This is a genomic window from Nakamurella sp. PAMC28650 (assembly GCF_014303395.1).
GTDB lineage: Bacteria > Actinomycetota > Actinomycetes > Mycobacteriales > Nakamurellaceae > Nakamurella.
In genome coordinates this window covers 4826258-4839431 of sequence record NZ_CP060298.1, presented here as the reverse complement: position 1 = coordinate 4839431, position 13174 = coordinate 4826258, and the positions used below count along the sequence as shown (strand labels likewise).

At 67.9% G+C, this 13174-nt stretch carries 11 protein-coding genes and 2 pseudogenes; 5 read left to right on the top strand and 8 right to left on the bottom strand.

Annotation, left to right across the window (positions count from 1 at the left end; all coding sequences use genetic code 11):
• Positions 1-30 precede the first annotated feature (30 nt).
• Together H7F38_RS22000 and H7F38_RS21995 are read left to right on the top strand one after the other, a co-directional pair.
• Positions 31-762 (top strand): response regulator transcription factor, encoded by a 732-nt coding sequence (locus tag H7F38_RS22000; protein ID WP_187091765.1) that lies wholly within the window; start codon positions 31-33, stop codon positions 760-762.
• A complete protein-coding gene (locus H7F38_RS21995) occupies positions 759-2540 on the top strand; it encodes a GAF domain-containing sensor histidine kinase (protein WP_222618262.1) in 1782 nt (593 codons plus the stop codon). Before H7F38_RS22000 ends, H7F38_RS21995 begins: the two co-directional genes overlap by 4 nt.
• A gap of 141 nt (positions 2541-2681) precedes the next feature.
• Here H7F38_RS21995 and H7F38_RS26785 read toward each other — a convergent pair.
• Positions 2682-2954: pseudogene (locus H7F38_RS26785) on the bottom strand (ABC transporter permease subunit); the annotation flags it as partial.
• A 101-nt stretch (positions 2955-3055) separates the two neighbouring features.
• Here H7F38_RS26785 and H7F38_RS25725 point away from each other — a divergent pair.
• The 3 genes from H7F38_RS25725 (at position 3056) to H7F38_RS21980 (ending at position 5123) form a co-directional block, all read left to right on the top strand.
• On the top strand, positions 3056-3406 hold the full coding sequence (locus tag H7F38_RS25725; RefSeq protein WP_222618261.1) for a hypothetical protein: 351 nt from the start codon (positions 3056-3058) through the stop codon (positions 3404-3406).
• Positions 3407-3581: 175 nt separating this feature from the next.
• Positions 3582-4136, top strand: coding sequence for a hypothetical protein (locus H7F38_RS21985; protein ID WP_187091764.1), 555 nt, complete (start codon positions 3582-3584; stop codon positions 4134-4136).
• A gap of 165 nt (positions 4137-4301) precedes the next feature.
• Positions 4302-5123 carry a hypothetical protein gene (locus tag H7F38_RS21980; RefSeq protein WP_187091763.1) on the top strand — a complete coding sequence of 274 codons (822 nt, stop codon included), beginning with the start codon at positions 4302-4304 and terminating at the stop codon, positions 5121-5123.
• 100 nt (positions 5124-5223) lie between these two features.
• Here H7F38_RS21980 and H7F38_RS21975 read toward each other — a convergent pair whose 3' ends face one another.
• The 7 genes and pseudogenes from H7F38_RS21975 to H7F38_RS21945 all read right to left on the bottom strand — a co-directional run bounded on the left by H7F38_RS21975 (position 5224) and on the right by H7F38_RS21945 (position 13143).
• Positions 5224-5742: a nuclear transport factor 2 family protein gene (locus H7F38_RS21975; protein ID WP_187091762.1), complete on the bottom strand. Its 519-nt coding sequence runs from the start codon at positions 5740-5742 to the stop codon at positions 5224-5226.
• A complete protein-coding gene (locus H7F38_RS21970) occupies positions 5739-6983 on the bottom strand; it encodes a S9 family peptidase (protein WP_187091761.1) in 1245 nt (414 codons plus the stop codon). The genes H7F38_RS21975 and H7F38_RS21970 overlap by 4 nt, the downstream gene beginning before the upstream one ends.
• Positions 6984-7043: 60 nt before the next feature.
• Complete coding sequence (locus tag H7F38_RS21965; RefSeq protein ID WP_187091760.1) at positions 7044-8090, bottom strand: ABC transporter permease; 1047 nt, start codon at positions 8088-8090, stop codon at positions 7044-7046.
• Entirely contained in the window at positions 8087-9670 is a 1584-nt protein-coding gene (locus tag H7F38_RS21960; RefSeq protein WP_222618260.1) for a sugar ABC transporter ATP-binding protein, read from the bottom strand. The genes H7F38_RS21965 and H7F38_RS21960 overlap by 4 nt, the downstream gene beginning before the upstream one ends.
• Positions 9667-10950, bottom strand: a complete 1284-nt coding sequence (locus H7F38_RS21955) for a substrate-binding domain-containing protein (RefSeq protein ID WP_187091759.1) — start codon at positions 10948-10950, stop codon at positions 9667-9669. Before H7F38_RS21955 ends, H7F38_RS21960 begins: the two co-directional genes overlap by 4 nt.
• 288 nt (positions 10951-11238) lie before the next feature.
• A complete protein-coding gene (locus H7F38_RS21950; RefSeq protein ID WP_187091758.1) occupies positions 11239-12171 on the bottom strand; it encodes a LysR family transcriptional regulator in 933 nt (310 codons plus the stop codon).
• Between the two features lie 55 nt (positions 12172-12226).
• Positions 12227-13143: pseudogene (locus H7F38_RS21945) on the bottom strand (LysR family transcriptional regulator).
• Positions 13144-13174 lie beyond the last annotated feature (31 nt).

Sequence of the window (13174 nt, the reverse complement as noted above, 5' to 3'; positions counted from 1 at the left end):
GTTGTCAGTGCCGTCGATGAGGATGCGCCAGTGACCAGTCAGGCACCGCCCGTTGCCATCCGGAGAAACATTCTGGTGGTGGACGACGACGAGCGCGTGCGTGAGGTGGTCAGCTGGCAGTTGGAGGCCGAGGGTTTCTCGGTCGACCAGGCCGGTGACGGCCCGGCAGCGCTGCAGTCGATCGCGACGCTCCCGCCCGACCTGATGGTGCTCGACCTCTCCCTTCCAGGTCTGGGCGGTCTGGACGTGCTGCGCCGGGTTCGACAGCGCAGCCGCCTGCCCGTCATCGTGCTCAGCGGGCGCAACGGTGAGATGGATCGGATCGTCGGACTCGACCTGGGTGCCGACGACTACCTGGTCAAGCCCTTCTCGCCGGAGGAGCTGGCCGCCCGGGTGCGGTCCGTGCTGCGCAGGTGTGCGCCGGCCCGGCCGGACGAGTCCGCCGATCGGCCCGGCGGCACCGCTTCGCCGGAACTCCGGATCGACGCCGCGAGTCGTGAGGTCACCGTCGACGGAACGGTGATCGAGTTGACGGCGAAGGAGTTCGACCTGATCGCCTTCCTGGCCGGGCATCCACGGCATGTCTTCACCAGAGCGCAACTACTGGAACACGTCTGGCGTTCCGATCCCGGTTGGCAGTGCGAGGCGACGGTCACCGAGCACGTACATCGCCTGCGGCACAAGGTGGAACCCTCACCGGCCCACCCTCGCCGGCTGCTGACCATCAGAGGGGTCGGATACCGCTGGGAACCTGGTACGTGACGGCGACGGTCGGGGTGAGCGCCGGCATCGACCATGCCGACTCGCTGATGCTGATCGAGCGACATACCGAGGTGCTCGATCTGCTGGCCTCGGGTGCGACCCTGACGGACGTGCTGACCGCGGTCGCGATCGCCCTCGAGGACCTGATCCCCGGCAGCCGGTGTTCGGTCCTGCTGCTGGATCCGTCGACCAGACGTCTCCATCACGGTGCAGCACCGCGTCTGCCGTCCCGCTACATGTCCGAGATCGACGGTGTCACCATCGGACCGGACGTCGGATCCTGTGGTACCGCAGCACATTTGCGGACGCCGATCATCGCGGAGGACATCAGGTTCGACTCGCGCTGGGTCGCCTTTCGTGAGCTGGCCGCTGCGCACGGCCTCCGATCCTGCTGGTCCCAACCGATCTTCGGTCGCAGCGGGGCGGTCCTGGGTACTTTCGCCGTGTATCACCTCGAGCCGCATGTCCCGACGGATCGGGAACTTCGCCTGGTGGGACGCTTCGTCCATCTGTCCGGTGTGGCCATCGAGCATGCCGGGCTGTTCGGTGCGCTCGCCGACAGCGAGGAGCGGTTTCGGCGGGCTTTCGAGGACAATGCGGTCGGGATGGCCCTGACGGACCTGCACGGGACCTTGACGAAGGTCAACAAAGCACTGCAAGTGATGCTGGTGTGCAACGAGTCCGAGCTGCTGGATCGGCGCCTGACCGAGCTGGTCCACCCGGACGACCGGACTGCTGCAGCGGCCGCCCTGTGCATTCCGGCTCGACCCGGTGCGCAGGGCAGCGGTCACGACGGGGTGGACAGCATCGAGTTCGAGGCCAGGCTCGAAGCGTCCGACGGACATCTCGTCGTCGTGGCGGCCACCGTCTCGGCGGTGCGCGGCGCCGACGGCCGGCCGGCCGGGCTGTGCGTCAACCTGCTGGACGTCACCCAGCGGCGGGCTGCGCAGGCCGAGCGGCTGGCTCGCCGCGAGGCCGAGGCGGCTCGACGCACCGCGGAGGCGGCCAGCCGGGCGAAGTCGGATTTTCTGGCGGCCCTGAGCCACGAGATCCGCACACCTCTGCAAGCCGTCACCGGATTCACCGAGTTGTTGCAGAACCTCGACCTGTCCGCGGAGCGCAGACGGCTCGCCCTGCACCACATCGAGGGTGCCGCCGGCCATATCCTCGCTCTGGTCGACGATGTGCTGGACATCGCCAAGATCGAAGCCGGCGCGCTCACCCTCCAGAACGAGGTGGTGGACGTGGCGGTGCTGGTCGACGAGGTGGTCGAGTTGCTGCGGCCGTTGGCAGCCAAGCGGTCCGTCATGCTGCGCACCGAACCCACCGATCGGGTCGGGGCCCCGGACGCGGCCGGGGACGCGGCCGACCGGGTCTGCGCCGACCGTCGTCGGCTGCGCCAGGTCCTGATCAATCTGGTGAACAACGGCCTGGTGTACAACCACTCCGGAGGCTGGGTCCGCGTCACCGTGACGACCACCGACGGCACGACGGTCGAGGTGACCGACTCGGGGCCCGGGATCTCGAACGAACTCCAGGAGCGGCTCTTCCAACCATTCGACCGGCTGGGCGCGGAGATCGGCGGGGAGCCGGGAGCCGGCCTCGGCCTGGCCCTGTCGCGGGCGCTCACCGAAGCCATGGGTGGGCACCTCACCCTGCGCGGCGGTCCGGGCGGCGGGACCACCGCCAGTGTGTCGCTGCCCGGGATCCGCTGCTCGGCCGGCTCGGCCGGCACAGCCGGCACGGCAGATCCGGCCGTCGTGCCCATCCGCTCCTGACGAAGGTGTTCCGCCACCGGCTCCGCCCCTCCGCCATTTGATCCCGGTGGTGGCGATCGAGGAGACGAAATGGCGTTGGCCGGCCAGGAACAGCAGTAGCACCGGCAATTGACTCATCAGGGTGCCGGCCATCAGGACCGGCCAGTCGGTGAAGTGGGCGCTCTGGAAGCTGGCCGGGCCCAGTTGGACCGTCAAGGTCTGCGGTGAGGAGGTGACCACCGGCGGCCGGAGGAAGTCGTTCCAGACGGACAGGAACGTCAGGATCGCGACCGTGCACAGCGGCGGCCCCATGAGCGGCAGCAGAATCCTGGTGAGCACCCGGAAGTGACCGGCAACATCGATGATGGCGGCTTCCTCCAACTCGACGGGAGGGTGGTGGAGGACTGCCGCAGCAGGTATCCCGAAGGGCGTCACCAGGTTCGGCGACCATCAGGGTGCCCAGGATGATGACGAACAGGATCCGGCTGCCCGCAAAACGGTTGCGCGCGAACGCGTATCCGGCGATATTGCACAGGATGAGGTTCGTGATCACGCCCGTCACCACGACCATTGCGCTGTTGATCATCCAGCGCGCGAACGGTGATTCCTGCCAGGCCGAGGCGAAGTTTTTTTCCAGTGCAGGGACGACGGCAGCCCCGGTGGGTAGGTCCCCGTTTCCGCCAGCAAGGAGAGCCGCCACCGGTGCCACCATCAGGAAAGAACCCCTCGATCCCGACGCCGATCTCGTCGCCGCCCAGTCGTCGCCCGCCCGTCCGGCCAAGGATGCGGGGCTCGATCCGGATCGTCGCCGTCATCTGTCCCGGTCGGTGGTCCAGCCGGACCGGAGAGTCGCGGAAGCCGACTCCTCCTTTGGCGTCTCCTCCTGAATCGGTCGGGTCGGAGGACCTGCGCCGCCCGGCTTCTCGGCGGCAGCCACCCGGCTTCTCAGCGGAATCTGAGCACGATGGGTGCAGACTGAGCCGCAGTCCCGACGACGGTTCGCGGCTCCCGATCGCCATCGCGGCGACCCGGCCCGTGCTGTCCCAACCCCAGGAGGTTCTCGTGCACATCTTCACTCGGCGCGCCGCACTACGAGGCACGGCGGTCGCCTCGGCGGTCGCTGTTGCGGTCGCGTTGTTCCCGGCGGCCCTGCCCGCTGCTGCTGCCACCGGCACCCCGATCGTCTACCAGGAGAGTGCCTCGGCCACCGGCACCTTCGGTGGAACCGCTTTCACCAATGCCCAGGTGACGATGAAGATGAGCAGCAACACCGCCGACGTCATCAATCAGGGCACGGGCTTCCCGCAGAACCGGACCGGAACCGTGACCGTCTCGGTCGCCGGGCTCGGGGCCGCCACGGTCACCTACGGGACGGCCTACGTCAACCAGAACCAGGCGTTGTACGGAACCGGCGTCTTCAGCTTCAACGGCGCCGGAGGATCCAATTTCGCGATGGGGAACAAGGCGCTGCTGAGCTACAACCTGGACCGGCCGTTCGGCCCGGTCACCGGCCCGTCGTACTCCAACACCAACCGCGGCTTCCAGACGAGCAACGGTGGCCTGATCCTGAAGTCGGTGGGCACCGTCACCTTCCAGGCGTTCACCCCCCAGGGTTAGTCGCTGCGGACAGGCCGTCGCCACGGCGCACCCGGGCCGACGGTCCTGTACGTGGTCCAGGACTTCGAGCAGGTGGCGGAGTCGTTCGGGATCAGAGGGGTGCAGCAGGACTCCTGTTCGTGACGCACCCTGCGTCGATGCTGAGCCGTGAGACGGAGTCCTGAGATGAATCGTTGGGCAGTGGTGGGCGTACTGGTGGCCACGGTCGTGGCGGTCGGGGGCGGAGCGGTCGTGGCCTACGGGTCCACCACCGGTCCGGCGCGACCGGGCCCCACCGCACAACCCCCCAATCCTCATCCCGTTCCCCACATCCGGACGTTGGAGATGAATGGCGTGGAGTCGAAGTTCACGCCCATCGCACCGTGCCGCATCGTCGACACGCGCTTGGCGGGTGGACGGATTGCCTCGTTGCAGCTTCGGAACTTCAGCGCGGTCGGCACGGGTAGTTTCAGCAACCAGGGTGGCGCCTCCTGTGGCATTCCCTCCGCGGCCACCGCGATCAGCGCAAGCGTTCTGACCGTCAACCCCTCGGCCCCTGGATATCTGCGGATCTGGTCGTACGGCACGCCCGAACCGTTGGCGTCGTTCACCAACTATTCGCGCGGCGGGATCGTCGGGAAATCGGGTGAAATCCAGGTGGCCTCCGCCGGCCGCGATTTCACGGTCCGATCAGTCGGTGGTAGTACTGATGTCGTCATCGACGTGACCGGCTTCTACATTTCTCCGATGTCGGCCCTGGTGGACGTGGGCGGAACCGTATTGCGCGGCTCGCGCGTGGTGTCGACGACCTACATCGGAACCGGGGTCTATCTGGTCGACTTCGACCGCGACGTCTCGAATTGCGCCTACGCGGCCACGGCCTACGACCCCGGCCGCACGATGGAGGTCGAGCCCCGCTTCAGCGCCAATCCAGGCGTCTATGTCGTGGCAACAGACAGCAACGGAGTCTCGAACGACTCCGCGTTCTACCTGACCGTCACCTGCTGAGCCCACCCGACGGAACGGCGAAGAGCCGCCGGTCGTGCTGACCGGCGGCACTTCGCCGTCCGTCGACGTCGACCCCGGCTGCGTCGAACCGGTGGCAATCTCAGGGTGTCGCGGCCAGGTCCGGTTTCGCCGACACATGTGGCAGTGCCTGGCCGGCGTGCCACACCTCGTGCAGCCGGACGGTGGTGAAACGCCAACCGTCGGCTGTCCGCTGCAGGGTGCAGTCGTACCAGCCGCCGCCGTCGGCGTGGTGGGTGGTGCCGCCGGCCAGCAGGTGTACCCCGATGAGATACGAACGGGTGCGGGCGGTGTCGCCGTCGATCTGGATCGCATGGTTCGAGCTGGCGTGCCAGGTCCCGTGATACTGCGCCAGCCCACGTTCGGAGCCCGTCATCGCCAGTTGGGCGTGGCCCTGCAGACGGAGAACGTCGCCCACCATGAAAATGCCGTCCGGCATGTAGAGGGCGGTGTTTCCCTGCCAGTCCCGATCGTCCAGGGTCCTGGCGAATTCGACGAGCAGGTCACTGATCCGGGCCCGGTCGACCAGCCAGGCGAGTTGGTCGACCGGGTCGGTCGGCGCGGATGGTCGGATCGGCGTGGGTGACGAGGTGGTGGTCATCGGTGTTTCCCTGTCTCTGGCATCGGAAGTAAGCGAGTTGCTCCGCCGGAGTCGACGTGGCGATGCAGGTCGACGGCAGCGATACCGTTCGCACGGTGGCAGAGCCAGTCGGCGATCTCGGTGCGCCAGGGCGGACCGGTCAGCGTCGATCCGCTCTCGGTCAGCGAGTGGCGGGCGCCGGCGTAGACCAGCAGCGAGGTCGGGGCCGGGCAGCGCGCCACCAGTTCGTGCACCCATTCCACCGGTGACAGTTCGTCGGCCTCGCCGGCGACGACCATCCACGGGACACGCATCTCCTGCACCAGGGGACGCAGGTCGTAGCCGGCTGCCATGGCATCGAACGCTGCTTCGTCCTCGAACATCCCGGCCATGAACATGTGTCGGGCCTTGAACGTGGGCGCGGCCTCGGAGAAGATCGTGCTGCATCCCGGTTCGAAGACCGGCAGGGCGGCGGCGCAGCCCAGCAGGGAGGGCTGGGTGGCCGCGATCTGGGTGATCCAGTGGGACCCGAAACTGGTTCCGCTGGCGACCAGCCGATGTTCGTCGATCTCCGGGCGGGATCTCGTCCAGGCGAGAAGGGCCTCCCCGGCGTCTATCCAGGCGGTGGGCGTCACGTGTACGCCGTGGATCGGCGACTCTCCCTGGCCGGGCCCGTCGAAGGCCAGCACCGCCAGACCGCGCGCCAACAGGCCGTCGCCCTCCCGGGCCACGCAGATCTCGCGGGGAGCATCCATCCCGCCGCAAGCGAGCACGGTCGGCAGGGGACCGGAGCGTTCACCCGGTGCAAGATGCAGCCAGGCCGGGAGAGTGGCCGAGCCAAAAGGGATGTCGACCCGTTCGACGTGGTGGGACGCGTGCGCGGCCCACCGCAGGTAGCAGGCGTTCTTGCGCTCGTCGATCTCGATCAACTGATCGGTCACCTGCCACAACGGCCAGCAGGCCATCGCCCACAACATCGCCGCGGCGAACCAGTGCTCACCGGCGGTGACGCCGTGCCCGGCGTCCTCCGCGGCCCGTGCCATCGCCTCCCGCCGGCGGGCCAGGCCCGAGACGGTCGGGACGAAGTCGGCGATCTTCTTGATCCTGGTGCGCAGGGCGACCATCTCACCGATGGTCGTGTCGCTGGCGACCGGACCCAAGCTGTAGCCGACGCGCGGTTGGTCGAATTCGATTCCCTGGTTGCGGATGGCCTCGTCGACCAGCCACCGCTGGTCCCTCCATCGCGCAGGTCCGACCGCCACTGTCCGCCCTTTCGTGCCCACCGGCTTCATCGCCCTGTCCGATCCATGGAAACCATTGCGCTACAGCGCATCGACCCCGCGGCGCCGGCGGTTGAGGTAGGTCGAGAGGATGACCGCGACCATCAGCGAACCGCCGTTGAACACCGGCTGCACCCAGTCGCTGGCCCCGGACAGGGTCAGGCCACTAACGCTCGCCGCCACGAAGAGCACGCCGATCATCGTTCCGACGATGTTGAAACGCCCCGGCGTGACGGCGGTCAGGCCGAGGAACACCGCAGCGAGCGCCCCGAACAGCACGGTGGTTCCGGTGTCGGTCGTCGAACCACCGGTCCGCGCGGTGGTCAGTACCCCGGCCACACCGGCAAGCGTGCCGGAGACGACGAACGCCAGGAAGACCTCCCGCTGCACCTTGATCCCGACCAGCCTGGCCGCTCGCGGGTTCGATCCGATGGCGTAGAGCGAACGGCCGTAGGGGGTTTGGACCAGGACGTACCAGCCGAGGGCGGCCAGCACTATCACCAGGTAGACGAGCCGGGGCAGGCCGAACCAGGTGAGGCTGCCGAAATCGGTGAGCGCGGGGAAGATCCCGGTGGAGATGCTCTGGTTGTCGCTATACCAGCTGATCAGTCCGCCGAGCAGCGTCGCACCGCCGAGGGTGATGATGAAGGCGTTGGCCCGGTAGATCGCGATCAGTGCGCCGTTGATCGCACCGATCACGGCGCCGACCCCGACACTGATAGCGATGGCGACGACCAGCGGTACGGAATGACGCGACATCAGGCCGGCGCACAGCACCGAGGTGAAGGCCGACGTCGCCCCGACGGAGAAGTCGAAGTGACCACCGACCAGAGGAAAGAGGGCGGCGACCGCGACAAGTGCCACCACCGCCTGGTTACCGGTCAGCACGCCGATGTTGGCGGCCGTCGGGAAGACGGCCGAGCTGGCGGAGTAGAGGCTGAAGAACACGACGATGACGATCAGCAGACCGAGAAGCGCCCATCGCTCGAAGAAGCCTCCGAGGTCGAGCCGGGCCGCCCGTCGGGACGGAACCGCCACCGCAGCGTGGTTTTCGCCGACGGCGTTCTTCGGTGTGTCAGCGAGGGTCATGCGAGAACTCCCAGATGCGAATCGTCCCGGACGGTGTGGGTCAGGCGGAGCAGCGTGTCGGCGTCGAGGTGCTTGCGGTCCAGTTCCGCGGCCACCCGGCCGCCGGCCAGGACCACGGCGCGGTCGCACAGCAGGTCGATCTCCTGCGCGTCCGAGGAGGCGACCAGGACCGCGCAGCCCTGGGCGGCGGCGTGCCGGATGAGGCGGTAGATGTCCGCGCGCGAGACGATGTCGACGCCCTGGCTCGGCTCGTCCAGCAGCAGCACGCGCGGTTCGCGGCGCAGCCAGCGGGCCAGGATCGCCTTCTGCTGATTGCCTCCGGACAGAGAGGACAGTGGAGCAGCCGCAGCGTCGGTCTTGATCCCGAACCGATCGATGAGCGACCAGGCGTCGTCCTGCTCACGCCGGGTGTTCATCCAGCCGGCCCGCCAGTAGGTGTTGGTCACGGTCGCGGACAGGTTCTCCTGCACGGAGTGATCGATGAACGCCGCATCGGCACCGCGATCCTCCGGCACCAGCGCGATGCCCGCGGCCATGGCCGCCGACGGACCGGTGGCCGGCACCGTCACACCATGGACCTGGACGGTTCCGGCGCGGCGAGGTAGTGCGCCGAAGACGGCCCGCACCAGGCTGCTGCGACCAGAGCCCAGAAGCCCGGTGACGCCGACGATCTCGCCTGGGCGAACGGTGATGTCGACGCCCTGCAGAGGACCCGCCTGCAGCCCGGTGACCTGCAGGGCCGCGGCGGTCTCCGAGCTCGGTGCCGGGCGCCGAGCGGCACCTTCCAACTGCACGGCCCGCCCGGCGATCAGGGACACGATGACCTCCTCGTCGGCATCGGCCGCCGCCACCGAGCCCGCCACCCGGCCGTCGCGCAGCACCGTGATGGTGTCGGCGACGTCCAGGACCTCCTGCAGGTGGTGGCTGATCAGCACGATGGTCTGGCCGTGGGCTGCCCGCCGCCGGATCGCGGCGAGCAGCATCTCCGATTCGTGACGGGGCAGGCTGGCCGTCGGTTCGTCCAGCACCAGCAACCTGGATTCCGGTGCCCGGCCGGCGGTCTCGTCGTCGGTCGCCTCGTCGCCCAACGCTCTGGCAATGGCCACCATGGTCCGGTCGGCGGGGCGCAGCGACGCAACCGGCGTCTTCGGTCCCGCATCGATCTCGAATCGCTCGAGCAGCGCGGCGGTGCTCCGATGCAGTGTGCGCCAGGAGATCCGGCCGAAGTGGGAGCGGGGAAAGCCCCGGGTGAACGCCATGTTCTCCGAGATGGTCGCCGCTTCGATCAGACCCAGGTCCTGGTGGACGAAACGCAGACCCAGCCGGTGTCCGTCCGCCGCCCGGTAGGACGGCGCATCGAACGTCGATCCGTTGACGGTGATGGTGCCGCGGTCGGCGTGGTACACGCCGGCCAGGATCTTGACCATGCTGGATTTGCCCGAACCGTTGCCGCCGAGCAACGCATGCACGGTGGCCGGCAGGACGGAGACGTCGACTCCGGCCAGGGCCTGGGTAAGGCCGAAGCTCTTGGCCAGATCACCGACCTGCAGGACCGGTCGGGCGGGAGGTGGAACCGTCACGAAACGCCCCAGAGCTTCAGGTAGGCCGCCCGGTAGTCGACCGGGGGCTGGTACGGGCTGCCACTGGCGGGTAGGTTCGCCGTCCGGTCGACCACCCGGATGCTGACGCCTTCGGGAAATCCGTCGGCCGGAGCGGTCTGGCCGTCGAGCAGGCGAACCGCGACATCGACGCCGGCCCAGCCGGAGTTGTTGCCGGAGAATGCGGCGCTGGCGTTCTCGCCCGCCCCGGTCCGGATGTATTCCATGTTGGGGACCTCTCCGATCGAGCCGATCACCTTCAGGGTGGCGGCCCGGCCGGAGCTGGTGACGGCCTGGGCGAGGCCCGCGGAGAACCAGCCGTCGATCGGCACGTTGATCGCGTTCGCCGTGGTGGCCTGGAGCAGCGCGGTGGAGAACTTCGTCCGCAGCGATCCGTCGGCCAGGTCGCCGTTGCTCAGCTCCTGCGTCTTGACGATCGAACAGCCTGCGCAGGTCTTGAGCTCGGCGATGAACGCATTCTGGATGTCATCGCCCCAGGCCTCGTCGGTGAACTTCACCGAGAGCACCTTGGCCTGCCCGTTGGTGGCCCCGATGAGCCAGTCGGCCTGGAGTTTGCCGATCTGCGCCCACCACTGGTGATTGCTGAATTTGACCTGGTACTTGATGAAGCCGCTGAAGACCCGATCGCCCCCGGTCTCCGAGCAGTCGAAGCCGCCGCCGCCGATGGTCTTGATACCGGCCGCGTTGGCCTCGGTGAGGGCCTGTTTGATCGGCGCGCAATCGGTGCCGATGACCTGCAGGGCCGCCGCTTTGGCGGCGACGGCCTGCCGGATGCAACTGGAGATGCCGGCCGGGTTGAGCTGACCGTCGCAGACGTGGGTCTGCCAGCCGATCTTGGTGGCCGCCTCGACTGCCCCCGCCGTCGTGGACGAGCAGGTGCTGACGCGTTGTCCACAGGAGACGACCCAGTAGTTCACCCCCGACTTGGGCTCGACCGACGCCGACGGCAGGGGGCCGGTGACCCCCTGATGTGCGAGCGCGAGCGCCGCCGAGCCCGCGGACGTGGCGCCGCCCGAGCCGGGCGCTGCCGAAGAGCCGGGCGCAGCCGATGAACCGGGTCCAGCCGATGAGCCTGCTGACCCGGCTGCCCCGGCCGCGGAGGACAGTGGTGATGATGTTGCGGAGGCTGGTGCGGAATTGTTGGTGGCCGCGGACTTCGACGAGCAGGCCGAGGTGGTGGCGAGAGCCACGCAGACCAGGCCGGCGCCGAGCATGCGAATGAGATGGGTTGTGCGTGACACAGGTACCTCCGTCGTTGGGGGCCGTGTAGAGGCAGACTCGGCTGCCGTACCGACGGGCCTGTCTGGCATCCGTCGTGAGTGCCAAGAAACCACGCCGTCACCGGGCTTGAGAAATCGAATGTGGACATGGGGACCATTTGCCCAACGGATGGCAGGGCTGTTCTCCTGGCCGAGATCCATTTCGGGAGCGCACTGATCGGCCCTTCGTCATATCGACGGACGAAGGTCAATACACCACCAGATCCAGCGGGACGACGCAGAAAGCATTGTGCCACAAGCAGTGTCGCACTAGCGGGGAACGTTCCGCGTTTCCATCCCAATCTGGTCGGCGGCGTCGATGATGATGTCCAGGAGCCATCGGTGGCCCGGATCTGTCTCTCGGCTGGGATGCCACCAGAGGCTCTCGCTCAGCTGCGGCAACGAGACGGGAGGTTCGAGTTGCTCGATTCCCTCGACCCTGCCGAAGGTGTGGGCGAGGCGACGCGGTACCAGTGCGAGACGATCGGTGTCGCGCACCAGGAATGGCAGCGAGGCGAAGTTCTCCACGATGATGTCCGATCTCCGCTCGATGCCCAGAAATCTCAGCGTCTTGTCGGCGGGGGTGAACTGGGTCGGCGAGTCGTAGGTGGTGACCCATCGAGCGGTCGACAGCTCGTCGAGGTCCAGCACCCTGGCCTCCCGGCCCGGCCTGGTCGAGGCCAGGATGACCCAGTCGTCCTCGAACAGGGGAGCCTCGGCCAGATCGGAGACATAGCCCTTGGGCAGCAACATGGCGTCGTGGATCCGGAGCGTGTTGGCAGCGTCGTCGACCAGGTGCCGGTCCAGGTTGTTGATGTGCAGCCGGACGTTCGGTGCCCGCTCCTGCATCAGTCGGCCGAGGGTCCCGCCGAGCACGATCAACGCGTAGTCCGACGCGAGGATCGAGAAGCCCCTGGTGGAAACGGCAGCGTTGAAGACGGGTCGTGCCGCGAAGGTGTTCTCGACGTAGCGGAGGGCGAGTTGGAACTGCTCCAGCAGGGACGACGCCAGCGGCGTCAGCTCGTAGCGCGACCCGACCCGCTGCAGCAGCTCGTCGTCGAAGTGCCGGCGGAGACGGGCAAGGGCCGCGCTCGTGGCGGGCTGGCTCAGGCCGATGCGCTCGCCGGCCCGCGTCACGTTGCGCTCGGCCAGCAGCGCGTGCAGCGCCACCAGCAGGTTGAGATCCAGGCTCGGCAGACCCATCTGAAACTCCCCGGTGATCGCTGGTTGAACGAGGTACGTCCTCGGCGAGCTGATGTCAGCCCGCCCCGGTGGCCGATTTCGCGGCCCGCTGCACCAGATCGCGGAAGTACAGGTGCTCCGGATCGCGATCGTAGGCCGAATGCCACCACATCGCCTCGACCAGCGGGCCGACCTCGAACGGGCACGGCAGCGCCCGGATTCCGCTGTCCAGTGGCAACTTGCTGACCAGCCGGCGCTGGAGCAGGGCGATCCTGCCACTCCCGGCCACCAGTGCCGGGATGGCCAGGAAGCTCTCCGTCACCACCTGGACCTGCGGCTCGATCCCCAGCATGCGCATCTGCCGCGCCGCCGGCGTCGAGGCCGTGGGCCCGTGGTAGGTCACCACCCAGGGCATCGTGGTCAGTTGCCCGATGGTCAGCACGGCCCCCACCTCGGGGTTGTCGCCGGCGACCACCAGGACCCACTCGTCCCGGTAGAGGTCGACATGGGGCAGGTCGGAGACGAACCCGTGCGGCAGGATGAGCGCGTCGATGGACATCAGGGCCTGTTCGGCCCGGTCGACGAAGTCAGGGGTGTTGTGCACCAAACGGATCCTGGCCGCCGGCGCTTCCGTGGTCATCAGATCGACCAGGGTCTGACCCAGGATCGCGATGCCGTAGTCGCTCATCACGACGCTGAACTCCCGACGTGAATGCATCGGATCGAAGTCCGGCTGGGCGCTGAAGACACGATCCGCACCGTCCAGTGCCGTCCGGGTTCTGGATTTCAGCTGGACCGCGAGGGGGGTCAGGCGGTACTCGTTCCCGACCCGGAAGAGCAAAGGGTGTTGAAGTGTCGACGCAGCTTGGCCAGGGAGGCCGAGAGAGCAGGTTGGCCGAGGCCAAGAAGAGCCGCTGCACGGGTGACGCTCCGCTCCTGCAGGAGGGCGTCCAACGAGACCAGCAGGTTCAGGTCGAGGTTACCCAGGTTCACAGTGGCCGAGCATATCGACCGCAGTGATTTC

What these genes read in the sequence shown, in the direction of transcription:
- H7F38_RS25725 (WP_222618261.1), top strand. Translation starts at nt 3,056, where the DNA reads ATGAGGTTCGTGATCACGCCCGTCACCACGACCATTGCGCTGTTGATC.
- H7F38_RS21980 (WP_187091763.1), top strand. Translation starts at nt 4,302, where the DNA reads ATGAATCGTTGGGCAGTGGTGGGCGTACTGGTGGCCACGGTCGTGGCG.
- H7F38_RS21975 (WP_187091762.1), bottom strand. Translation starts at nt 5,742, where the DNA reads ATGACCACCACCTCGTCACCCACGCCGATCCGACCATCCGCGCCGACC.
- H7F38_RS21965 (WP_187091760.1), bottom strand. Translation starts at nt 8,090, where the DNA reads ATGACCCTCGCTGACACACCGAAGAACGCCGTCGGCGAAAACCACGCT.
- H7F38_RS21950 (WP_187091758.1), bottom strand. Translation starts at nt 12,171, where the DNA reads ATGGGTCTGCCGAGCCTGGATCTCAACCTGCTGGTGGCGCTGCACGCG.